The organism is Solidesulfovibrio magneticus RS-1 (genome assembly GCF_000010665.1).
GTDB lineage: Bacteria > Desulfobacterota > Desulfovibrionia > Desulfovibrionales > Desulfovibrionaceae > Solidesulfovibrio > Solidesulfovibrio magneticus.
Genome location: NC_012796.1, coordinates 3,348,332 through 3,372,851 on the forward strand (window position 1 = coordinate 3,348,332; position 24,520 = coordinate 3,372,851).

Genomic DNA, 24,520 nt, shown 5'->3' on the forward strand with positions numbered 1-24,520 from the left:
GTCACCGATTGAGCGGAACCGGGAAGAAAAAGGCGTCGATGCCCGGGCGCGGGGGCCGCGACGGCGGCGCGCCTTCCGGCACGGTTTCGATCCAGTTGACGCGCCCGGCCAGATGCTCCCGGGAAATCGCCTCGTGAAACGCGGCCTGACCGGCTCCGGGCTGGCCTTCCCGGCTGGCCCAGAGCAGTTCGAAATAGTGCTTGTACGCGGTAAACAACTGCCGGGCCTGGGCGTTATTTCCGCTCCACAGCCCGCTGCCGGGCCGGGCGGCCACGATGGTCCCGGCCTGCCAGAGCCGGCCGCTGCCAAGGCCCGGGGTGTCGAGGTTGGACGAGGAGACGTAAATGCGCCGGCCGGTCTCGTGGCCGGGCACGTCGAGAAGCACGAACTTGTTGTGCATGTCCCGGGGCGTGCCGGGATTGACCGGCCGGCCGGCCGCGTCGAGGCTGGGCCAGACCAGGGCCGATTCGAGGGTGAAGGCCTTGCCCGTGGCTGCATCGACACGGCGCAGCACCGACGGGCCGGCAAGGAGCGTGGCCGTGGCCGTTGGCGCGGCCGGATCGCCGCCCTGAAACTGCCACAGCAGGCGTACGGTCAGGTTGCCGGGCCGCACGGCCGGGACGGGATCGTTTCGCGTCCGGTCCTCCCCGCGCCGGCCGGCAAAACCCTCGGCCACGAAACGGTAGAGGTTGTCGATGAAAGAGGCCGTGGGGCCGATCTCGAACATGGCCACGTCCAGGACCACGTCACGGCCCTGGCGCAGTTCGGCGGCCGCGTCGAAGAGAGCGGCGTCGTACCAGTCGATCACCCCCGGGGCGTGTTGCCCGGGAAAGGGAGCGTTGAGATAGAGCGGCCAGGGCTTGCCGGCCTGGGCCGGAAAGCCGCCCACAAAGGCCTTGGCCCGGCCGCCGTAGAAGCGCACCACGTAATCGCCCACGGCAAAGGGCGGCAGGTCGTCGCCGCTGGAGTCGGCCGTGCCCCGCCCGCCCGGGAACAGGCCGGTCCCGTCGCCGGTTCCGGCCGCCTCGGCCAGGGCGGCGAAAGCGGCGGAGAGGTTCGGGGCGTCCTCGACGAAACGCAGGGCGTTGTTGCCCTTGCAAGTGAGTCCCACGGTCTGGAGATTGAGGGAGCCGTGGACGGTGTAATATTCGCCGGCCCCGTCGTCGCACTGAAACACCTTGGCGTGGGTTTCGGGATTGCCCCAGCGGCCGTGTTGACGGCCCTCCTCGATGCGCGCCATGGCTCCCGTTCGCGGCAACAGCGCCCGCAGGACCTCGGGCGAGACGTTGCCCACGCCGTAGCGCACGGTGAGCGCGCCTACGCGGTCCAGGGCGTCGATGCGGGCCAGAACCTCCCGGGTCACGTCGTCAGCGGCCGTGCGGCGCACGTCCTTGATAAGCTCGCCCCCGGCCGGCGTGGCCACTTCGCAGAAATAATCCACATTGCAAAAGCCCATGTGGATGTTGACGGCATAGCGCCCAGGCTGGCCGCCAAACCGGGCCAGGGGCCAAATCCAGGGATTGTAGCGCGCGTCGTTGGGCAAAAAGGCGGCCGCGTCCGGGCCGGCCGCCCCGGCGAAAACGGGCAAGGCGGCCGCCAACAGCCCCAGGGCCAGAAGGCGGAGGGCGGCGCGGCATGCAAATGGGAGCATGTTTCCTCCGTACGCCAAGTGAGGCGCAGCCAAACGCGGGCCGTTTCCTCGGCGTCAACGGACCACATCTCCCCTCTACCCAAGCCGGGCAAAAAAGCCAGCCCTCCCCACGGCCAGCGCATTGGCCAGACGCTGCCCCGCCCGGCCGGCAGCCCCGTCCAGACGTGCCCCGTCGCCAAAACAGGAAAAATTCTGTAGCCCAAGGGCAAATGGTCACGGCCCCCAGCCGTAACGCCAGCCGCCCTGCCCCTAACCCGGCAAACGCCAAGCCAGCCCGGTGCCGGGCGTCTGGGCCGCTCGCGCCTCCAGTTGCCCGGCAATCCGGCCGCACGACAGCCAAGGAGCCCTCATGTCCGCACGCCCCATGCCGCCGATGGGCGCCCACTCCGCCAGTCGACCTGGGCACGCCCGTGGACAGCTTGCGCTTTGGGCGCTGCTGGCCTGCCTGCTGTTCGGCCTGCTGACTCTGGCCCGGCCTGCCGCCGCCGGCATCCTGGCCGAAGCTTCGTGCCCATGCGGCTACCATGTGGAGCGGTTGCCCCTGTTCGGCGGCTTCGCCAACTTTCGCACCGTCTGCCTGTTCCCGGCTCTTTGCCGGGATAAAGGCAGCCTCGTGCTCATCAATCTGCTTGATCCGGGGACGCGTCCGGCTTCCTGCCCCACCGGCCCCCTCGCCTCACTGGCCGATCCGGCCCTCGCCCCGGTCGATGGCGAATCCGTGGCCGAGTGGCGGCTCGCGGACAACAAGGTAATACGACTCCTTGGCGGCGGTTATCCCTGCCCGCGTTGCGGCCAAATGACCTTGCATTTTCGACAGACCGACTTTTGGGACTAAACCCCGGCCGCGTGCCTCGAACGCTCCGGCTCCGGCGCTCCATGGGATTGCGGCCCAAAAAACCGGGACCAACGTATCCCCAGGCCGGCCCCTCGCGGCGAACTTGAGCTTGTCGGCCTTGCCAAAGTCCCCTCAACACAAACGGCCCCGCCGAAGTTGTCGGCGAGGCCGTCGCGGCGTCCGGCCACCGGGTCCGGCTTACTGCTCCTTGAGCGAGGCAATAAGCGCGCGCAGCTCCTGGGCCTGCTCGGCCAGTTCGACAACGGCCCGGGCCGAGTGGCTCATGGCGTCGGAAACCTCGGTGGAAATGCGATTGATGTCGTCCACACTGCGGTTGATCTCTTCGCTGGCCGCCGACTGCTCCTCGGCGGCGGTGGCGATGGAACGGACCTGATCGGTGGCGTCCTCCACCAGGGCCACGATCTCCTTGAGCGCCGCGCCCGAGACCCCGGCCTGTTCGGTGGCTTGGCCGATGAGCTTGGCGGCGGCCTCGAAATTGTCGACGTTTTTCTGAGTGCCCTGCTGGATGCCGGTGATGGCCGCGCCCACCTCGCGGGTGGCGGCCATGGTTTTTTCGGCCAGCTTGCGCACCTCGTCGGCGACCACGGCGAACCCCCGCCCGGCCTCGCCGGCCCGGGCCGCCTCGATGGCGGCGTTGAGCGCGAGCAGGTTGGTCTGATCGGCGATGTCGTTGATGGTTGTCATGATCTGGCTGATGTCGCCGGCCTGCCTGCCCAGGGCGTGCATGTCCCGGCTGAGTTCGGAAGCCTTGTCGCGCACCATGCCTATGCTGGCCACGGCCTCGTCCACCACCCCGGCCCCCTGCTCGGCCTTGCGTTTGGCGTCGTGGACGGTCTCGGCGGCCCGGCCGGCGTTTCGGGCCACTTCCAGGACGGTGGCGTTCATCTCTTCCATGGCCGTGGCCGTTTCGGCCGTGCGCCGGGCCTGTTCCTGGGCGCCATGGTTGGATTCTTCCACCTGGGACGAGAGTTCTTCCGAGGCCGAGGACACCACGGCCACCACGCCTTCGAGACGACCTGCGGCGGCCAACATGCCCTCGCGCTTGGCCTGTTCGGCCCGGCTCCGGGCCTCGTCGGCCCGGGCCGTGGCTTGCCGGGCGATCTCGGTCTGTTCCTCGGCCTCCCGGGTCTTGGCCGTGGCCGTCTCGATCATGGCCCGCAGCTTGACCGCCATGGCGTCCAGGGAATCGGACAAGGCCCCCAGTTCGTCGCGCCGGGCCAGGGACAACGTGCGCCCGAGCTCGCCCTCGGCCACCGCGCCGGCAAAGGACACGCACCGGGCCAGGTCGGCCACGATCTTGCGGGTGATCCAGACAATAAGAATGCACACGACCAGGGTGCCCGCGCCGCCGAAAAGCAGGGTGGTGTCGCGCACGGCCTGGCTGGAGCGGGCGATGTCGTCGGCGTTGACGGTGACGGCCACGGTCCAGCCGGTGTTCTTGTCGCGGGCGAAGACGGCGGCCTTGGTCAGGCCGTCGAGCTGATATTCGACCACACCACGGGTCATGGACAGGAGTTTACGGCCCCAGTCGAACTCGGCCAGCTTGAATTTGAGGATGCGTTCGGCATTAGGGTGGCTGAAGACCACGCCGGCCTTGTCCGCGATGTAGGCGTAGCCGTTTTGGCCCACCTTGACCGGGGCAACCATGTCCTCGGAAAATTTGGCCAGGTTGACCCGCACGACCAAAACCCCGGTCGGCCGGCCGCCGACGGCCACGGGCGTGGCCACCAGAAACACCGGCTTGCCCGTGGAACGGCTCAGCAGCGGTTCGGAATAATTGGTCTCGCCCTTGATCGCCTGCTGAAAATAGCCACGGTCGGCGTAGCTGCCGGCCACTCCGGAGTCGGTGGACAACAGCACGCCGCCCTTGTCGTCGAGAATAAAGCCGGCATCGATGGAACTGTCAAAGGCCAGCAACTCCTTGAGGGCGGCCAGGGCCTTTTGCTGCACGGCCCCGTCCTTGGCCGAGGCGGCAACATATCCCGTGACGGACTCGCTGCGGCTCTGCAGGACAAGCATACTTTTGATGTCTTCCGTGTAGATGCTCAGGCCCTTGCACACGGTATCGGCAATATGCTGCGAAGAGGAAATGAGCTCATTCCAGAGTTCATCTGAAGCTTTGCGATAGGAAAAAAGTCCGGCCATGGCCATACTGGCCACGATAGACAAAATGGTCGGCAACAACAGCTTCGATTGCAATCCCAGTCGCATATTTCACCTGTGCTTGTTGTGCAACAATCCCACCTGATGACCATCAATCACACACTGCCATATTGCGTACAGTATTTTTCAAAAACGGACAACGGCACAACACTTTTTTTCAATAGATTTCATGGCAATCGTTTACAAGAAAACAATATGAATTCCTCCAAGTTGGAACAATCTTGCTCACCTATCTCCCCCGCAACGCCCCGAGGACGTTCGCCCTTCCCCAAGCTCCAGCCACGTGGGAGCGACACCGGCGACGATTCCCCAAACGGCCCGCGAGAAAAACGGCCCCAGGCCAAAACAATTGGCGATCCTGGCAATTTCGCGCCAGCCAGCGACGCTTACAGGCGGGCCGCCAAGTCGTGTGTTTCCCTTTTATGATTTGACGCCTAGCGCTATTCACGGCAAATAGTTTATGGAAAGCTCCATTCACGCCATCCAAAGGTTCTCCATGATGCCGACGCTTCGCCGATTGACCATTTTGTCCGTCTGCCTGCTCTTGCCACTGGCCACGGCCTTCGTCAGCGTGCAAGCGGCGCGGTCCATCATTTTCGACGAACATCGTCACGCCCTGCAAGAGTCGGCCAAACGCCTGCATTTCGCCCTGGTCGACAAGACCATCGACAGCCAGCTCATCGGCGCGACCAGCCTGCTCGGCCTGATCCAGCCCACCGTGAAGCTCGCCGTTCGCGGCACGCCGCTCACCGAAAGCGACCGTAGCGAACTGCACAACGTCCTTGACCCCCTGCGCCGCCAATACGCGGCCGAAGGGACCTATCTCATCGAAGCTGGCGGCGTCATCCGCATCCACGACACCGAGGGATCCACCTCCGAAGGACTCAACGTCGCCTTTCGGCCTTACTTCCGGCAGGCCATGGCCGGCCGGCCCAACATCTACGCCGCCGTGGGCAAACAGTCCCAGGAGCGCGGCCTCTACTACGCCGCGCCGGTGCGCGACGGCGCGCTGCCCACCTCCCCGGTCATCGGCGTCATCATGACCAAGATTGGCGCGGCGTTTCTCGACGCCCTCCTGGCCGGCTCCGGCAGCCAGGCCGTGCTGCTCTCGCCCGAAGGCGTGGCGTTTGCCGCCACGCGCCCCGAGTGGCTTTACGCCGTGGCCCCTGCGGCCACGGAAGGCAAACCTGCCGCCATGGACCGCGCCAGCCGCTTCGGCGACGTGTTCAAGGGCCGCCAGGCGGCTACGCTTCCCTTCTCGCCCGACCAGGACACCGCTGACATCGCCGGCGCCGCCTGGAGCCTTGCCACCCAGTCCGTGGACTGGGACGATCCCGAAGGAAACTGGACCCTGGTGGTGCTCCAGGATACCGCCACGTGGTTCCCCCCGGCCAAGCGCCTGCTGACGGCCGGCCTGACCGCCGCCGGAACGCTGCTGGTCTGTCTGACGCTGGTGGCCCTGGACCGGGTGCGCCAACGCCGGGCCAGGGCGGCGGCCCGGTTTCGCACCCTTGGCGTGGCCATGGAAGTCAGCCCCCTGGCCGTGGTCGTCACCGACCGCAAAACCCGCATCCGTTGGGTCAACCCCCAGTTCGAGCGGGTGACCCAGTACAGCCTGGCCGAGGTCAAACGGCGCGATCCCAACGTCCTGGCCAGCGGCGCGACCCCCCGGGAAGTCTACGACGAGATGCGCCGCTCCCTTCGCGCCGGCCAACCCTGGAGCGGCGAATTCGTCAACCGGCGCAAGGACGGCTCCCATTACCATGCCCGGGTGGCCATCTCGCCGGTAAACGACGACAAGGGCAACCTCCTTGGCTACGTGGGTTTGCAGGAGGACGTCAGCGAATACAAGCGTCTGCTGTCGCGGATGGAATCCCAGCTGCGCCTGGAGGCGGGACTCACACATTTCGCCGCGTCGTTTAAAAACGAATTCGACCCCGACCGGCTGGCGGCTTTGGCCCTGAACGAGCTGGTCCGGTTTTTGTCCCTGCCCTACGCCGCCGTCCATGTCCGCTGCCGCGAGTCCTCCGCCCAGGTCCTGGCCCGCTTCGGCGGCGACAGGCCGCCCGGCGACGACATCTCCGGCGCCTGCCGCCCCCTGGTCGATGACGTCATCGCCTCGGGCCGGCCCTTTTCCCTGCGCGACCTGCCTGAAACAGCCAGCGTCGCCCTGGCCGGCGGCGCGGCCGGGCTGACGGAAATCCGGCTGTTGCCCCTGGGCGACGGCCAGTCGGCCGTGGGGGCACTGGAGATCGGCCTGTTGCGCGAACTGTCCGAGGCCGACCAGCGCTACCTGGACAAGGCCCGGGCCGAACTGGCCCTGGCGCTCAAGCTCGCCTTGGACATCGGCGAGCGCGTCCGGGCTCAGCAGGCCCTGGCCGACCAGAACGCCTTCCAGCAGGTGCTGCTCGACACCATCCCCAACCCCGTCTTCTACAAAGGCGCGGACACCCGCTTTCTGGGGTTCAACCGGGCCTACGAGGAAACCTTCGGCGTGCGGCGCGAGGAGCTTGTCGGCAAACGCGTCCTGGACCTCGACTACCTGCCCGAGGCGGACCGGCTGGCCTACCAGCGCGAGGACGAGGAGGCCATTGCCGCCGGCGGTTCGGTGCGCCGGGAAATGCGCATTCCCTTTGCCGACGGGGCCATGCACGAGACCCTCTACTACGTTTCGGGCTTTCGCCGGGCCGACGGCAGCCCCGGCGGCCTGGTCGGCACCTTCGTGGACATCAGCGAGCAAAAAGCCGTGGAGCGGGCCCTGGCCGCGGCCAAGGAAGCGGCCGTGGAGGCCACCCTGCTCAAGTCCGATTTCCTGGCCAACATGAGCCACGAAATCCGCACCCCCATGAACGCCATCGTGGGCCTGTCCCATCTGGCGCTGACCACCGAGCTGACCCCCCGCCAGCGGGACTACATGGGCAAGATCCAGCAGGCCAGCCAGCATCTGCTCGGCATCATCAACGACATCCTGGATTTCTCCAAAATCGAGGCCGGCAAGCTGTCCATCGAACGCACCGACTTCGACCTGTCGGCGGTGCTCGAAAACGTGGCCGCGCTGATTCGGGAAAAGGCCGAGGCCAAGGGGCTGGAGCTGCTCTTCGACGTGGCCGCCGACGTGCCCCAGGACCTTGTGGGCGACCCGCTGCGCCTGGGGCAGATCCTGGTCAACTACGCCAACAACGCCGTCAAGTTCACCGAAGCCGGCGAGGTGGGCATCCGGGTGCGGCTTATCGCCGAAGATGGCGGCGAGGCGGTCCTGCGCTTCGAGGTGCGCGACACCGGCATCGGGCTGACCCAGGAACAAATCGCCCGGTTGTTCCAGAGCTTTTCCCAGGCCGACGCCTCCACCACCCGCCGCTTTGGCGGCACGGGCCTGGGGCTGGCCATCTCCAAGCGACTGGCCGAACTCATGCGCGGCGAAGTCGGCGTAGACTCGACCCCGGGGGCGGGTTCGACCTTCTGGTTCACGGCGCGGCTGCGCAAAAGCCGCAAACGCCACCGCGTCCTTTTGCCCGACCCGGACCTGCGCGGCCGGCGTGTCCTGGTGGTGGACGACAACGAAAGCGCCCGCACGGTGCTCACCGACATGCTGGCCGCCATGAGCTTTTCCGTGGAGGCCGCCGCCTCGGGCCAGGAGGCCTTAAGCGTTCTGGAAGCGGCCCGGGGCAAGAACCAGCCCTTCGAGGTCGTGCTGCTCGACTGGCAGATGCCCGGCATGGACGGCCTGGAAACCGCCGAGCGAATTCGCGCCAAGTTTGATGCGCCGCCGCCCCATCTGGTCATGGTCACGGCCTTTGGCCGCGAGGAGGTCCTGCGCGGGGCCGAGGACGGCGGCTTCGAGGCCGTGCTGCTCAAGCCCGTGACCCCGTCCCTGCTTTTTGACACCCTCATGCGCGCCCTGGGCGGCTTTCACGAGGAACGGCGGCAGGCCCCGGACGCCCAGGCCGGGCAAGCCAGCCACCCCGGCCAGGGTCGGCTGCTCGTGGTGGAGGACAACGAGGTCAACCAGCAGGTGGCCCGGGAGCTGCTGACCCAGGCCGGCTACACCGTGGATGTGGCTGAAAACGGCGAGGTCGCCTTGGAGATGGTGCAGCGCACGCCCTACGACCTCGTCTTCATGGACATGCAGATGCCGGTCATGGACGGTCTGGCCGCCACCATCGCCATCCGCAAGCTGCCGGGCTTCGCCGCTCTGCCCATCGTGGCCATGACCGCCAACGCCATGCGCCAGGACCGGGAAAAATGCCTGGCCGCCGGCATGAACGATTTCGTGGCCAAGCCCATCGATCCCCAGGCCCTTTTTGCCGTGTTGACGGCCTGGATCGCGCCAAAAGCCGGACAGGACACGGCCATCCCGGCGGCCCCGCCACCACCGCCCGCCCAAGCCCTGGACGGCATCGACGTCGCGGCCGGCCTGGGACGGGTGGGCGGCAACGCCGCCCTTTACGACAGGTTGCTGGAAAAGATGGGCCAGGAGTTCCCAGCCGTGCCCGAGCGGGTCCGGGAACTCCTGACCGCCGGGGACCGGGCGGCGGCGGAGATCGCGGCCCACTCCGTCAAGGGCGCGGCCGGCAACGTGGGGGCCGACGAGCTGGCCGGCGCGGCCGGCGAGCTGGAAAAGGCTCTGCGCCACGGCGACGACGAGGCGGCCCGGGCGGCCCTGCCGGCCTTTGCCCAGGCCGTGGACCGGTTCGCCCGGGCCGTGGCCGGCCGGGACAAGCCCGAGGCCCCGCCCCAGGCGACGACGCCGGAACCGGCTTCGGGTAACTGCGCTGTCGATGTCCTGGCCGCCCTGGGCGAACTTCTGCCCCATCTGGAAGCCCGAAAGCCCAAGCCCTGCGCCAAGATCATGGAAACCCTGCGGGACACGCCCTGCGGCGAGGCTGTGCGGACGGACATCACGGCCCTGGAAGCCCTCATCCGAAGCTACAAATTTCCCCAAGCCCTAGAACTCGCGCGCGCCCTGCTGGCCGCCAAGGCCTCGGAGACTGCATGAAAACCCTGGCTGAGTGCCTGATCCTGCTGGTGGACGACACGGAAACCAACCTGGACATCCTGGTGGACGCCCTGGGCGAGGACCACGAGGTGGCGGTGGCCACCGACGGCCCCACGGCCCTGGCCCTGGCCAAGGAACAAACGCCCGACCTGATTCTGCTCGACATCATGATGCCCGGCATGGACGGCTACGAAGTCTGCCGCCGGCTCATGGCCGATCCGGCCACGGCGGAGACGCCCGTCATCTTCCTCACGGCGCTCACCGATGTGGCCGACAAGACGCGCGGATTTGCCGTCGGCGGCGTGGACTACGTGACCAAGCCCTTTGAGCCGGCGGAAATCAAGGCCCGGGCGCGCACCCATCTGTCCCTGCGCCTGGCCCGCCAGGAGCTGGCCCGGCAAAACGAGATCCTGGAAGAAAAAGTCCGGGAACGCACCCGGGAACTGGCCCTGACCCAGGACGCCATCATCGAGGCCATGGCCGGGCTGGCCGAATACCGCGACCCGGAAACCGGCGCGCACATCAAGCGTACCCGCAACTATGTGCGTGTGTTGGCCGAGAAACTGCGCGCACAGCCCGGATACGACGGCTATTTCACGGACGAGATTATTGATCTGCTTTATAAGTCCGCGCCGCTGCACGACATCGGCAAGGTCGGCGTGCGCGACGACATCCTGCTCAAGCCCGGCCCCCTGACCGACGCCGAATTCGCGGTCATGCGCCGCCACACCGTCTACGGCCGCGACGCCATCCAGGCCGCCGCCAAGAATCTCGGCGACAATTCCTTCCTGCGTCTGGCCCAGGAGATCGCCTACACCCACCAGGAACGCTGGGACGGCACCGGCTATCCCCAGGGGCTGGCCGGTGAGGCCATCCCCATTCCCGGCCGGCTCATGGCCATCGCCGACGTCTACGACGCGCTCATTAGCCGGCGCGTCTACAAAGCGCCCTTCACCCACGCCCAGGCCGTGGCCGTCATCCGCGACGGCCGGGGCAACCATTTCGATCCGTCCATGGTCGACGCCTTCCTGGACGTTCAAGAAACCTTCAGGCAGATTGCCCTCAAATTTACCGAAAGCGACGAAGAACGCCAGGCGCTGGAGCACCCCTATGTGGCCTGATTGCGACAAGACGGTGATCGACATGGTACGCGACGCCAAACAAACCATCCTCATCGTGGACGACGTGGAAACCGACGTCGACACCCTGGTCGAAACCCTCGGCGACGACTACGAGATCGCCGTGGCCCTGGACGGCCCCACGGCCCTGCAAAGCCTGGCCCCCAACCCGCCCGACCTCATCCTCCTCGACATCCTCATGCCTGGCATGGACGGCCACGAGGTCTGCCGCCGCCTCAAAGCCGACCCGGCCACCGCCGCCATTCCCGTCATCTTCCTGACCGCCCTGACCGAGGTGCGCGAGAAGGTCACGGGCTTCGCCCTGGGCGCGGTGGATTACATCACCAAACCCTTCGACATCCAGGAGGTCAAGGCCCGGGTCACGACCCATCTGGCGCTCAAGGCAGCCATGGAGCAGCTGGCCCGCCAGAACACGCTTCTGGCCGAGGCGGCGCGCCTGCGCGAGGACGTGGAGCGCATCACCCACCACGACCTCAAGGGGCCGCTTGGCGTCATCCTGTCCCTGCCCCAGCTCATCGCCGCCGGCGGCAACCTGACCGGGGAGCAGACCGGCTACCTGGAAGACATCGAGGAAGCCGGCTACCAGATGCTCAACATGGTCAACCTGTCCCTGGGCCTGCTCAAGATGGAGCAAGGGGTTTACGAATTGTCCCCCAGGCCGGTGGACATCGTGCGGGTCATTGGCAAGGTCGTGGAGGAGCTGGCGTCCCTGCGCCGCGCCCGGGGCGTGTCCGTGGAACTGCGCCAGCAGGGTGCTCCCCTGGAACCGGGCGTCGCTGTGGACGTCGTTGGCGAAGAGCTTTTATGCCACTCCATGCTCTCCAACCTGCTCAAAAACGCCATCGAGCATTCCCCGGCCGGCGGCCGGGTGGACATCGACATCGCCCCGGCCAAAGACGGCCTGCGCGCCCTGCGCCTGCGCAACCTCGGCGAAACCGACCCCGGTTTCCGGGAGCGGTTTTTCGAGAAATACGCCACCCACGGCAAGCCCGGCGGCACCGGCCTTGGCACCTATTCGGCCCGGCTCATGGCCCGGACCATGGGCGGCGAGGTGCTGCTCGACGCGGCCACGCCCGGGGAAACCAACCTCGTGCTGTGCCTGCCCGCGCCGGCCTGATTCCCGCCGCAACAAGTCTCATCCCGCCCCGGACAGCCGCATCCGGGGCGACTTCAGGGTGGGCACGTCCGAGGACGACGCCCCGCCAGGACAGCCGCAACGGCGAAGCCGCCACGCCTTTGATCCCCTTTCTTCCGACTTTATCGTCCCCGCGATAGTCCCCCGGCCCCGGTCGGGCTAGTGAGCGCCATCCCCGCCGCAAGGCGATTACCGGAGGCGCCGTATGGCCAACGAGTCCGTCGCGACCGTCAACGAATGCCGGGGAGGTTTCGGAACCTACATCTCCGAGAACCTCTCCCTGTGCGGGCGAAGCCCCCGCGTCACCTGGGCCGGTTATGCCGCCGCCTGGGCCGCCTTCGCCGCCGTCAACTACCTCTTGCCCCTGCCGGAAGGCCTGTCCCGCGAGGGCATGTCGGTGCTGGCCATCCTCATCTGGGCCTCGATCATGTGGGTCTCGGAAGCCATGCCCGTGGGCATCACCGGCATCTCCATCCCCACCCTGCTCGTGCTGACCCGCGCCCTGCCCTGGACCAACGGCAAGCCGCCCATGGGCCAGGTCTTCTCGGGGTTCACCACCCACGAAGTCTGGCTGTGCCTGTTCGCCTTTTTCACCGGAGCCATCATCCAGCTTTTGGGCATGGACAAGCGCATCGCCCTGGCCATCTTGGACAAGATCAAGGCCTCAAGCGTCGGGCGCATCATCTGGGGCATGTTCGGGGTCAACCTGGCCCTGGCCTTCCTCATCCCGGCCGCCAACGCCCGGGCCGCCACCATCATGCCCGTGGTCCAGGGCATCACCGCCCTTTTGGGCGACACCCCCCGGGAGCGCGAGGCCAAAAAGGCCATCGTTATCCAGGCCATGGTCTACGCCAGCATGATCTCCGGCCTTTTTATCCTCACCGGCCACATGCCCAACCTCATCATGACCGGCCTTTTCGAGAAAAACGGCTTTAAAAACCTCGGCTACTTCAACTGGATGCTCCTGCACCTCCCCTACCTGCTGCTGTTTGCCGTCAGCCAATGGTGGGTGCGCTTCCATTTCAAGACCGACGGCGTGGCCATTGCCGGCGGCCATGAGCAGATCCACCGCCAGTACAAAGCCCTTGGCCCCGCGAGCCGGGCCGAGAAGGCCATGCTGGCCGTGTTCGCCCTGGTCGGCGTGCTGTTCATGACCGGCAACGGCAGCCCGCTGGTGCTCCACAACCACCAGCTCGGCGTCATCGGCCTGGTCGGCATCATGCTCCTTTTCATCCCGGGCCTTTTTCCCTTCAAGTGGAAGGCCGTGCAGGACCGCACCATCTGGGGCACCTTCCTGCTTCTGGGCGGGGCCATCACCATGACCGACGCCATGACCAAGTCCGGCCTGGCCGGTTGGACCGCCGAGCACATCCACGGCCTGGTCCAGGGCATGGGCTGGTGGCAGACCGTGGCTGTCATGATGCTGGGCACCCAGATCCTGCGCCTGGGCATGCTCTCCAACGTGGCCGCCGTGGCCATGCTGGCCCCCATCGTCTTCGCCATGGGCCCCAAGCTCGGGCTGCATCCCGTGGCCTTCACCCTGCTCATCTGCAACGTGGACACCTTCGCCTACCTGCTGCCCACCCAGATCACGGCGGCGGTCATCGCCTACGGTACCGGAACCTTTTCCACCGCCGACTACGCCAAGGCCGGCTGGGTCTGCACCCTGCTCGCCATAGCCTTCGGCATCGCCGTCATGGCCCCCTGGTACGCGTTTTTCGGCCTGCCCGTCTGGAACCCGGCCGCCCCCTGGCCCTATTAGCCCCGTCCGTCCCCATCGACGACAAGGAGTACGACAATGCCTCGCATGGCCCCCAATCCCCCCAGTCTTGACGCCGTGGAAACCGTCTGCGTGGACTGCGATGTCCTCATCATCGGCGGCGGCAACGCCGGCTGCTTCTCGGCCGTGGAAGCGGCCAAGCTCGACCCCACCCTCAAGGTGGTCATCATGGAAAAGGCCCACATCATGCGCTCCGGTGCCTGCTCTGCCGGCATGGACGCCATCAACACCTACATCCCCGAAGGCAAGACCCCGGAAGACCTGGTGCGCTGGTGCCGCTCCCAGGTCGGCGGCGGCCCCATCCGCGAGGATCTGGCCCTGTCCAACGCCCGGGAACTCAACGAGTCCGTGGACGACCTGGAGCGCTGGGGCCTGCCCATCCTGCGCGACGAAAATGGCAACATCCGCTACCGGGGAGCCTGGGACATCTCCATCCACGGCGAGCAGTTAAAGCCCATCATGGCCGAGAAGGCCATCGAGGCCGGGGCCGAGGTGTATAACCGCGTAGCCTGCACCCAGCTCCTCATGGACGGCAACCGCTGCATCGGGGCCCTGGGCTTTGGCGTGCGCGACGGCAAGTTCTACGTGTTTCGGGCCAAGGCCACCATCAACGCCACCGGCGGCGCGGCCGGCCTGTATAAAAGCTACACCGCCGACGCCACCGACGCCCACCACCAGATCTGGATGTGCCCCTACTGCGTGGGCACGGGCTATGCCGTGGGCATCCGCCAGGGCGCGGAAATGACCTCCATGGAGCAGCGCTGGGTGGCCACCCGCACCAAGGACTTCTGCGGTCCGGTGGACACCATCTCGGTGGGCTACAAGGCCCCGATCATCAACGCCAAGGGCGAGCGCATCATGCAAAGCCGCTACGCCCACCTGGGCGCGGACAAGGCCCCCCGCTACATCCGGGCCAACGCGCCCATGGAAGAGTGGCTGGCCGGGCGCGGCCCCACCTACTGCGACACGCGCGGCATGGCCCCGGAACTGGCTCAGCAGATGATGACGGATTATTTGAACGAGCGTCCGAGCTTCGTGCTCTTCCTGGCCAGCCGGGGCCAGGACCCGGTCAAGGAACCCATCGAGATCTACGGCTCCGACCCCTACATCGTCGGCGGCCACACCCAGTCGGGCTTTTGGGTCGACATGGAGCGCATGACCACCATCCCGGGCCTGTTCGCGGCCGGCGAGACGGCCGGCGGCAACCCCAACAAGTTCGTGGGCGGCTGCGCCGCCGAGGGCAAGCTGGCCCTGCGCGGCGCGGCGGCCTACATCGCGGGCCTGGAACTGCCCGAGCCCGACGCCGCCCAGGTAGACGCCGAAAAAGCCCGGGTGTTCGCCCCGCTTTTGCGCGGCGAGGCCTTCGACGGTCTGCGCGCCCTGGAGATGGAAGAGCGCCTGCAGCGGCTTATGGACGAATACGCCGGCGGCACCAGCCAGTTCTACCGCACCAACGAAGAGCGCCTGGACTATGCGCTCAAGCACCTGGCCATGCTGCGCAGCCAGGTCCAGTACCTCAAAGCCGGGGATCTCCACGACCTCATGGCCGTGCACGAGGTCATCGACCGCATCGACGTGGCCGAGGTGCTGTGCCACCACCTGCGCTTCCGCAAGGAGACCCGCTGGCAGGGCTGGCAGACCCGTTCGGACTATCCCGAGGTCGATCCGGCCTACGACTGCCATGTGGAAAGCCGCAAGAACCTGGCCACCGGCGAGATCGAGACCTTCACCCGCCCCTACGAGCAAATCGTTGCGGGCGACCGCTACAAGCCCTAACAGGAGGACGCCATGCCGCCCATCGTCGACCCCAAGAAGTGCAACGGCTGCGCCGGCCGCGAGGAATCGTTCTGCGAAGAAGCCTGCCCGGGCGATCTCATGTACGTGGGCCAGGACGGAAAATCCCATTGCCACGCCGCGCGCGACTGCTGGGACTGCATGTCCTGCGTCAAGATGTGCCCGAGAAACGCCATCGAAACGCGCATGCCCTACCAGCTCGGCTACCACAAGGCCCGGCTCGTGCCGCTGATGGGCAAGAACGCCATCACCTGGAAGTGCACGGACATCAACGGCAACACCGTGACCTACAAGTACCGCAACCGCCTGGACGTCAAGGACTAGCGCCGCGCCGGCCAACGCCCCGTTTTCGGACGGGGCGTTGGCCTTCTGCCTTGACCCGGCGAATAAGGACCCTATTTTAGCCCATGGCCAAGTGTGAACACCCCAGGCAATGGCACCTGCTAAAGGGCGGCTTCTTCGACGGCCTGGAACGCGAGTTCGAGGCCTTTCGGAGGTTGGCCACGGTGCGGCGCGTCAAGAAAAACGCCATCGTATTTTTTGAAAACGACCGATGCGACCGCTCCTTTTACCTGGACCAGGGGTCGGTCAAGATCTTCCGGGTGTCGCTGCACGGCAAGGAGCCGACCTTTTTCATCCGCTCGGCCGGCGAGATGTTCGGCCTGGCCGAGGTGGTGGGCGGCGAGCGGCGCAAGTGCTCGGCCCAGGCCCTGTCCGAATGCCTGCTGTTGGACATCCGCCGCGATGACCTGCTGGGGCTTTTGGTGGAGCAGCCGTTCATGGCCCGGCGCATCATCGAGGTGCTTGGCCGGCGCATCCGCTACTTAAGCGACCAGCTCGAAAACGTCATGACCTGCGACGTGCCGACCAGGCTTTTAAAGCTCTTGCTCTGCCTGTCCCACGACGAGATCGCCCAGGCCCGGGGCGGTCCGGCCGACGTGCCGGTGCGCCTGACCCAGGGGCAGATCGCGGCCATGACTGGTTCCTGCCAGCAGACCATCAGTGAAACCCTGGCCGCCTTCGAAAGCCGTGGACTTATCGCCGTCTCCCGCCAGCGCATCCGCCTGCTCGATCCCGGGGCCATCCTGGACGCCCTGTCCGGCGGCGACGGCGGGGCCGAAGGCCAATAAGCCGTCCTGGCATCACTTTTTCTCAATCAATCCTCACAGGACGATGCGACGCTTTTCATGATGCGGTCGCTCTTCTTTTGCGTCATTGCCCCAAAACCGGAGCAACGCCTTTCCCGCCCTCAGCCGGGAGTGTCCAGGGACGGGACGGTCGCCTTTGACCGGTGTTAAACTAACGGAAGGCTCATCGCGGCATGGGGCCTGATGGAGCAAAACAAGGCAATACGAGTCCATGCCTCCTCCTTTCCAAATCGTCTCCCCAATCCCGGTTCTCCATCGGCAACGGCCTATCCCCGCACAGTGTCGATGGACGCCCCCCAAAAAGCGTTTTATGATCATCGCAAGGCCCACTTGCCAGAACGTCTCTTCGGCCCATGGCCGATGCGCCGGATACGGGAGGCGCGACATGGACAAAAAACGCATCTCGTCGGAATGGATCGGACAGGCAGCCAAGGCCACCGGCTGGGAGGCCGCGCTGTCTCGCCGGGGATTTCTCAAGCTGTCCGGCTGCGCGCTTGCCGGCCTGGCCTTCCTGAACCTTGGCGAGGCCTACGGCGAAAACACGCCGTTGGTGATCCTGGAGAGCGCCCAGGGCGTGCTGCTGGCCGATCCCACCCGCTGCGTGGCCTGCGGGCGGTGCGAGCTGGCCTGCACGGAATTTAACGACGGCCGGGCCCAGCCGTCGTTGGCCCGCATCAAGATCGCCCGCACCGTCAATTTCGGCCCCACCGGCCCCACCGGCGGCCAGGCCATGCACGGGGACTGGGGCGACGGGCTGGTGATCCAGGGCGTGTGCCGCCAGTGCCCCCATCCCGTGCCCTGCGCCACGGCCTGTCCCCAAAACGCCATCGTCGCCGACCCCCAAACCGGGGCTCGGGTGGTCGACGCCGCCCAGTGCGTGGGCTGCCGCCTGTGCCAGCAGGCCTGCCCCTGGGGCATGATCGCCTTTGACGAGCAGGCCGGGGTGGCCGCCAAATGCACCCTGTGCCAGGGCCGCCCCAAATGCGTGGAAGCCTGTCCGGCGGCGGCCCTGCGCTACGTGCCCTGGCGCGACCTCACCCGCGACGGCGCGCCGACCCGGCCCACCCTGTCCGTCGTCCCACCCGAAACGGCCAAGACCTGCCTGGACTGCCATGCCCCGGCCGGCACGAGGCCGGCGAAATAGCCTCTTCTGTAAGACACAACGTCCGTGGTGTTTTAACAATACAGATTACAGCAGTATGCTGTGCCTCATGAAGCTGCGCTTTAGAGGTGGAATCGCAATCCCCCTTCATCGGGAAGGAGCTCGTCATGGCCGTAGGCAGCGGTGGATTTGTCGGCAAGGTCCTGCGCGTCGATCTCTCCACCGGCAAGATCACCACCGAGGAGACCCGCGAACGCTACACGGCCCTGCTCGGCGGGGCCGGCATCGGCTACCGGGTGCTCTGGGACGAGGTTCCGGCCGGGACCGGCCCCTTTGACGCGGCCAACAAGCTCGTTTTCGCCACCGGTCCCCTTGTCGGCACGAGCGTGCCGTGCAACGGCCGCGCCACCATCACCACGCTTTTTCCCACCTGCTGGCCCAAGCCGCTGGTCGGCTCGGGGCACATGGGCGGGCACTTCGCGGCCAAGCTCAAATACGCCGGCTTTGATGCCCTGATCGTGGAAGGCAAGGCCGACAAGCCCGTCTGGCTCATGATCCGCGACGCCCGGGTGGAGATCCGCGACGCCCGGCACTTGTGGGGTTCGGGCATCCGCCGGGCCACGTTGGAAATCAGCCAGGAAATGGGGCCGGACTGCGTGGTGGCGGCCATCGGCCAGGCCGGGGAGAATCTGGCTCCCATGGGCATGGTGATCAATTCCGTTTCCCATTCGGCCGGCGGCGTGGGCGGCATTATGGGCGGCAAGAACCTCAAGGCCGTGGCCGTGCAGGGCAGCGGCGCGGTGCGCATCGCCGGGGACAAGGCCGCCTGGGAGGCCCTGGTCAAGTTCCATCTCTCCATCATGGGCGCCAACAACCAGCACGTGGTGCCGAGCTTCCCCACGCCCCAGGCCGAATACTACAATCCGGCCTCCCGCTGGGTCGGCCAGCCCGGCAAGCACTGGGGCGCGGCCAAGCCTCCCGTGGAACTTCCCGGCGATATTCATGACCCGGGCAGCATCGCCTTTCGCACCAACAGCGCCGCCTATTTCCTGGGCGACGAGGCCTGGAAATACACCGTGCGCGGCAACGGCTGCACGGCCTGCCCCATCCGCTGCCACACCATGCTCAAGATGCCGTCGGTGACCGCCAAGTACGGCATCCCGGACATGGGCCAGAACACCTGCGTGGCGCTGATGTTCGGCCGCTCGTTTTTCAAGCAGCTGGCTGGCAAGAAAAACAGCGAGGCCGCCATGGAGGCCTGCATGGTGGGCATGCATCTGGCCGACGACCTGGGCTTGTGGTCCAACTACGGCCAGTTGCAACGCGACCTGCGAAAGCTCTACGAAGGCGGCTATCTGAAGGCCAGGCTTGGGTCCAAGGAATACGCATCCATCCCCTGGGACAAGTACGAGAGCGCCGATCCGGCCTTCCTGCTGGACCTCATCCCCCGCGTCGCCAACCGCCAGGGCGAACTCGGGGACGTGCTCAGTCGCGGCACGGGTGCGATCTTCGACCACTGGTCCATCCCGGAGTCGGAGTGGGCCGAGGACCACTCGACGACCTACTGGAAGATGGGCCATGCCAAGCACCACGCCAACGAGGACGACGGCCAGTGCGGCGTGATCATCAACACCCAGTACAACCGCGACGCCCAGTGCCACTCCCATACGAACTTCGTGCGAAACGGCCTGCCCCTGGAGGTGCAGAAGAAACTGGCCGCCGCCATCTGGGGTTCGCCCGACGCCCTGGACGCCCCAGGGGACTACACGCCGGCCAACATCCACAAAGCCCATCGGGCCAAGTGGTCGCTTCTGCGCAAGGAACTCCACGACGCCCTGGGGGTCTGCAACTGGATGGGGCCGTGGGCGGCCTCTCCCTTGCGCGAGCGCGGCTATGCCGGGGACGACAGCCTGGAGTCGAAGTTTTTGAGCCTGGCCACCGGCCAGGCCATGGACCGGGAGGAGCTGGACCGGGTGGCGGAGCGCATCTTCACCCTGCACCGGGCCCTGACCATTCGGGACATGGGGCGGGTGGACATGCGCGCCGCCCACGACATCGTGCCGCCCTGGGTCTTCGAGGACCCAAACGGCGCGGCGGCCTTGACCAAGGGCACCATCCGCATGGACCCGGCCGACATCGCCAAGGCCATGGACTATTATTACGAGGCCATGGGCTGGGACAAGGCCACGGGCGCGCCGAGCCAGGCACGCTACGCCGCACTGGGCCTGGCCGACGTGGGCGAAGCCCTGGCCGCCGCTAAGCTCACGCCCGAGGCCGCGAAGTGAGCGCGGCCGGCGAAGCCGACGCGCCCGGGCGGAACGATGCGGCCGAGCTGGCTGGGCTGAACGATCCAGCCGGGCTGGCCGATCCGGCCGACCTGACCACCCTGGCCGGGCTATCCGAACCATCCAGGCTGCCTGAGCAGATCGGGCTGTCCGAACCGGCCACCGAAGCCGAACTGGCCCGGGCTGTTCTGGAGACCATCCGGGAAGCCAGCGCCGAGCCTCGGCTGCTCGCCTTGGAAGAAATCCTGGAGGGGCTGCGGGAGCGTGGCCTGGCCGAACGCCTGGAAACTTCGCCGCCAGACGATCCAGGCACGGCGCTGGCCGTCATCGTCGCGGACCTGCCCGAAATCGCGTCCTTGACCAGCCGGTCCGGCCGGACCCTCTACCACGACCCGGCCCTGCTCAGTCACAGCTACGCCCGCCTGCTGGACAACCAGGACGTGCCCGAGGAGCTTCTGGCCGAGGCTGTCCGGTCAAATTCCCGGGACTACCCGCGCCCCGTGCCGGTCGAACTCTTCGAGAAGCCGCCCTTCGATCTCGCCTCGTCTGACGTCGCCGCCATCCTCGACGCCATGGCCGCCAAGCCGCAATTTCAGGACATCGCGACCATCCAGACGTCCACAGGAACGGCCTATCTGTTTTCGAGCCTCTATCTGGCCCGCGCCTATGCGGCCTTCCTGGCGGAACAGGAAACAACGCTGGCCATGAACCCGTGATCCGCCGCCTGACGGCGGAGGCTGCCAGGCAAAAGCCCAGGGTCTGGGCCGTGCCCTTGCGGCGCGCCTGAGGCCGAGCCGGGCTTACGCCCCGAACTTCATGCCGGCATCAAGAGCCAGTCCGATGCCCACGCTGCCAAACCGGCTCCCCTCCACCAGGCGGGCAGCGGGCACGGCCTGGCGACAGGCCTGGGCGATGCGCGGGATGGCCGTGCTGCCGCCTGTCATGAACAGCGTCTGTATGGCCGAGGCCGGAACGCCGGCAAGGCTGAGGCATTCGTCTATTTTCGACACAATGCTTGCTGTTTCAGGCGCGATGTCGGACTCGAATTCCTGGCGACGCAGGGAAGCTTCCAGCCCTTTCTCCACGTAGCTCAAGGCAATCGAGGCGGCATCCTGCTGCGAAAGCGCGATTTTCGCGGCTTCGACATCCCCGGCCAGGCGATGGCCTTCCTGGCGCTCAATGATCCTGACCAGCCTGTCGACCAGATCTTGGCGCTGGGCATGGTACTTGATGTTCTTGACCCCTTGCAACGCTCTGTTGTTATACAGAAAAACGATCTTGTGCCAGGTCGCCAGTTCGCGATAGTACGTCGGCGGCAAGTCCAGAATGGGATCGCCGGGAAAAAGGCTCCTGGTCCGCGTCCTGTAGCCGAAAAGCGGCATCACCTGCTCAAGGCTCAGTTTCAGGTCCAGATCGGTGCCGCCGACATGCACGCCCGTGTTGGCCAGGATGTCCTGCTTGCGGTCGGCCTTGCCCCGCCTGTCCGGCGACACCCTGACGATGGAAAAATCCGATGTTCCGCCGCCGATATCGACTATGAGGGCGAGTTCTTCCTGCTGGACAGACTGCTCATAATCCAAGGCAGCCGCGATGGGTTCGTACTGGAAGAGCACCTCGCGAAAACCGGCTTTCCTGGCGATCTCCTCCAGATGCGCCTGGGCCAGGGCGTCGGCCTGCTCGTCGGCGTCCACAAACCGGACAGGCCTGCCCATGACGACGCTGTCCACGGCATGGCCGACAGCGGTTTCCGCGCCAATCTTCAAATGCCGCACGAACGTGACAATGATGTCCTTGAAGGCAATGTTCTTATAGCCCACTTCCGTGGATTCGTTGACCAGCGAGCTGCCCAGTATGCTTTTGAGCGAACGCAGCAACCGGCCTTCGCAGCCGTCCATGTAAAAGGCTATCGCTGCATTGCCAAAGAGCACGGCATCTTCTTCCGTGTCATAAAAAATGGCGCTGGGGATCGTCTGTTTCCCGTCCTCCAACGCGACGAGGCAAGGCAATCCGTCCTTCAACAAACCAACAGCGGAATTTGATGTCCCGAAGTCAATGCCAAGAGCCACAGACTCACCTTCTCCGTAAACGTTTCGGGCCGACAGCTGCCCAAGACAGCCCCGCCCCATGCCCGTCAGACCGACAACAAAACAAGACCCCGTTGGCCTTTCGCCAAAAGGATCATTTTTGATGATATTTCGTGGGATCGCTTTATGTGACGAGGTCATGCCCGTGGCCTGTCAAGCACACGGCCCCGCCTTGAACGACAACTCGGCAAACAGCTTCCGAACAAAAAAATTTGCACCAAACGCCTTGAGAAGTCAAACGCCCGAACGCCATTCCCCAAAACGCGCTGGCCACCGCCCGCCATGCGCCAGACGGACCTTGAAGACGCGGCCCGAGGTGGCGGTCTCTGATTGATAACGTACCGTTTTTATGTGACAGTCAACGCAGCAGGCGACAGGTCGTATTGCAAATCGCCAGATGGACTTTGAAAATCGACCGCCAGGGAAGTGCCCATGTCAAAAGTGCTGCATCTTGTGCTTCTTGCCGCCCTGCTCGCCCTTGTCGCGCCTTGTTCGGCCGACGCCGCAGGGGCCTTCAATCAGTTTGTCGGCCTGGGCGACAGCACCCTGGACAGCGGCTATTTTCGCTATGCATCGACAGGCAACGCCTCGGCGGACGCCATGGTCGCCGCCGCCGTCGCCGGCGGAGCCCAGGGCGGATGGGCCGGCCCCGGGATCATGACCTCCACGTTTCTGGCCGGCCGGTTCGGCCTTTCCGCCGAGCCGGTCAGCATCGGCGGCACCAACTTCGGCAACGGCAGCGCCTACACGGCCCCCTTGAGCGCCACGGCCGGCGGTGTCACGGCTCCCGGAAACCTGCCCGGCAACGTGACCGCCACCGAGCAGATCGCCTGCCTCCTGGCCGCCAACGGGGGCGCCGCCAACACCCAGGCGCTCTATGTCGTCAACAGCGGCAACAACGATCTGATCTTCGTGCAAAAACAGGGAGCCGACTGGATCGCCGCCAATCCGACCTTCTTAAACGGCGTGGCGGCCCAGTTCACGGCCAGCGTGGCCAGCTTGCAGGCGGCCGGAGCGCGCACCGTCATGGTGCCCAACACCTTTTACACCTCGACCCTGACCGGCCTGGGCGGCCTCGTCCCGGCCAGCAACGTCGACGACTACGCCCGCGCCGTGGCCTACGGGAACACCAAGTGGTCGTACCTGACAACGGCCGGCGTGCGGTACATCCCCGCCGACCTCACCAGCCTGTTCCAGTTCGTGGCCACCAATCCCACGCTGTTCGGGTTCACGCCGTCCTCGGTGCTGGCGTCCAACGCCCCGTCCCCGGTGGCCGCCCTGGTGACCACCTGGGCCGACATCACGCCCATCCAGTTGCAAACGTATCTGTTCATCGACGGCCACCACCTGACCACGGCCGGCCAGAAGATCGAGTCGGATTATGAGACAAGCCTGCTCACGGCCCCGAGCCTGATGTCCCTGCTGGCCGAACTCCCCATCCAGGGCGGCCTGACCCGGACGGCCGTCCTCCAGGGTCAGATCGACCTGACCGGGCAGCATCGCGGCCAAGCACGCGTCAACGTCTGGATGGGCGGCGGCGTCGGCGCGCTGACGCTTCGAAACTTCTCCGGCTTTCCCGATGTCGCCGGCACGCCGTTTACCGGCTCGGCGGGCCTGGACTATCAGCTGCCCTGCGGCCTCATCGTCGGCGCGGCCTTTACCGCCGGGACCCAGACCCAGCAGTTTTCCATGGGCGGCGGGCACTTCGACCAGAACGACCAGACACTCAGCCTCTATTCCGCCTATCAGGCCGGACCGGTCTGGGGCGATGTCGTGGCCTCCTACGGCTTCCTCCAGGACAAGATCGCCCGGGACGTTGCCCTGGGGCTTTTCACCGACAGCAACAGCGCCACGACCACGGGAACGTCCCTGGGCCTGGCCCTTCGCGCCGGCGGCGACATCCGCCTGGGGCCGGTGGTCACCGGTCCGGTGGCCGGGCTGGTGCTGCAGCAGGTGCGCATAAAGGGTTTTGCCGAATCCGGGACCAGCGGCGCGGCCACCGGCGGCAACGGCGTCACGGCCCTGTCCTTTGGCCAGCAGATACGCGATTCGGCCATAAGCCAGCTCGGCTGGCGCGCCGCCATCGAGGCGGGCTCCTGGCGGCCGTTCGTGGAAGCCAAATGGCACCACGAACTGGTGGACCAGGCCGACCGCAAGGTCAAGGCCGCCCTGACCACGACCACGGCCCAGCCCTATTCCATGGCCGCCGCCCCGGTGAAAGCCGATTGGGCCACGGCCAGCCTGGGGACTTCCTATAAAATCAATGAGCGGGTGATGGTGCGCGGCGCGGCTTCAGCCATGGCCTTTGACGCCCAAACCGTCAGCTACGGCGGCGACCTGGGATTGAGCGTCAGTTTTTAAGCTCCCGGCCTACCCCGCCGCCCCCA

Annotated in this window: 15 protein-coding genes; 12 read left to right on the forward strand and 3 right to left on the reverse strand. The window is 66.3% G+C overall.

The features are described 5' to 3' along the window. Position 1: 1 nt before the first annotated feature. Positions 2-1,651 (reverse strand): hypothetical protein, encoded by a 1,650-nt coding sequence (locus DMR_RS14210; RefSeq protein ID WP_015861612.1) that lies wholly within the window; start codon positions 1,649-1,651, stop codon positions 2-4. A 349-nt stretch (positions 1,652-2,000) separates the two neighbouring features. Between DMR_RS14210 and DMR_RS14215 the strand changes: the two genes are divergently transcribed. Beyond that, entirely contained in the window at positions 2,001-2,486 is a 486-nt protein-coding gene (locus DMR_RS14215; RefSeq protein WP_015861613.1) for a hypothetical protein, read from the forward strand. A gap of 198 nt (positions 2,487-2,684) precedes the next feature. Here DMR_RS14215 and DMR_RS14220 read toward each other — a convergent pair whose 3' ends face one another. Beyond that, positions 2,685-4,718 carry a methyl-accepting chemotaxis protein gene (locus tag DMR_RS14220; protein WP_015861614.1) on the reverse strand — a complete coding sequence of 678 codons (2,034 nt, stop codon included), beginning with the start codon at positions 4,716-4,718 and terminating at the stop codon, positions 2,685-2,687. Between the two features lie 412 nt (positions 4,719-5,130). Between DMR_RS14220 and DMR_RS14225 the strand changes: the two genes are divergently transcribed. The 10 genes from DMR_RS14225 (at position 5,131) to DMR_RS14270 (ending at position 20,765) form a co-directional block, all read left to right on the forward strand. Continuing rightward, positions 5,131-9,666 carry a response regulator gene (locus DMR_RS14225; RefSeq protein WP_015861615.1) on the forward strand — a complete coding sequence of 1,512 codons (4,536 nt, stop codon included), beginning with the start codon at positions 5,131-5,133 and terminating at the stop codon, positions 9,664-9,666. Continuing rightward, on the forward strand, positions 9,663-10,787 hold the full coding sequence (locus DMR_RS14230) for a response regulator (protein ID WP_015861616.1): 1,125 nt from the start codon (positions 9,663-9,665) through the stop codon (positions 10,785-10,787). Before DMR_RS14225 ends, DMR_RS14230 begins: the two co-directional genes overlap by 4 nt. Beyond that, a complete protein-coding gene (locus DMR_RS14235; protein ID WP_015861617.1) occupies positions 10,777-11,922 on the forward strand; it encodes a hybrid sensor histidine kinase/response regulator in 1,146 nt (381 codons plus the stop codon). The genes DMR_RS14230 and DMR_RS14235 overlap by 11 nt, the downstream gene beginning before the upstream one ends. A gap of 223 nt (positions 11,923-12,145) precedes the next feature. After that, a complete protein-coding gene (locus DMR_RS14240) occupies positions 12,146-13,702 on the forward strand; it encodes an SLC13 family permease (protein ID WP_015861618.1) in 1,557 nt (518 codons plus the stop codon). 36 nt (positions 13,703-13,738) lie between these two features. Beyond that, positions 13,739-15,496, forward strand: a complete 1,758-nt coding sequence (locus tag DMR_RS14245) for an adenylyl-sulfate reductase subunit alpha (RefSeq protein ID WP_015861619.1) — start codon at positions 13,739-13,741, stop codon at positions 15,494-15,496. Positions 15,497-15,508: 12 nt separating this feature from the next. Continuing rightward, the gene (locus tag DMR_RS14250; protein ID WP_015861620.1) at positions 15,509-15,838 is read left to right on the forward strand and encodes a 4Fe-4S binding protein; all 330 of its coding nucleotides are present in this window, start codon (positions 15,509-15,511) and stop codon (positions 15,836-15,838) included. A gap of 83 nt (positions 15,839-15,921) precedes the next feature. Further along, positions 15,922-16,644 carry a Crp/Fnr family transcriptional regulator gene (locus DMR_RS14255; protein ID WP_015861621.1) on the forward strand — a complete coding sequence of 241 codons (723 nt, stop codon included), beginning with the start codon at positions 15,922-15,924 and terminating at the stop codon, positions 16,642-16,644. Between the two features lie 403 nt (positions 16,645-17,047). Then, positions 17,048-17,806: a 4Fe-4S dicluster domain-containing protein gene (locus tag DMR_RS14260; RefSeq protein WP_015861622.1), complete on the forward strand. Its 759-nt coding sequence runs from the start codon at positions 17,048-17,050 to the stop codon at positions 17,804-17,806. 125 nt (positions 17,807-17,931) lie between these two features. Further along, complete coding sequence (locus DMR_RS14265; RefSeq protein WP_015861623.1) at positions 17,932-20,049, forward strand: aldehyde ferredoxin oxidoreductase; 2,118 nt, start codon at positions 17,932-17,934, stop codon at positions 20,047-20,049. Then, positions 20,046-20,765 (forward strand): YdhW family putative oxidoreductase system protein, encoded by a 720-nt coding sequence (locus DMR_RS14270; protein ID WP_015861624.1) that lies wholly within the window; start codon positions 20,046-20,048, stop codon positions 20,763-20,765. Before DMR_RS14265 ends, DMR_RS14270 begins: the two co-directional genes overlap by 4 nt. An 84-nt stretch (positions 20,766-20,849) precedes the next feature. Here DMR_RS14270 and DMR_RS14275 read toward each other — a convergent pair whose 3' ends face one another. After that, positions 20,850-22,175, reverse strand: coding sequence for an Hsp70 family protein (locus DMR_RS14275; protein WP_173362495.1), 1,326 nt, complete (start codon positions 22,173-22,175; stop codon positions 20,850-20,852). A 390-nt stretch (positions 22,176-22,565) separates the two neighbouring features. Between DMR_RS14275 and DMR_RS14280 the strand changes: the two genes are divergently transcribed. Next, positions 22,566-24,494, forward strand: a complete 1,929-nt coding sequence (locus DMR_RS14280; protein ID WP_015861626.1) for an autotransporter outer membrane beta-barrel domain-containing protein — start codon at positions 22,566-22,568, stop codon at positions 24,492-24,494. The last annotated feature ends 26 nt before the right edge of the window (positions 24,495-24,520 follow it).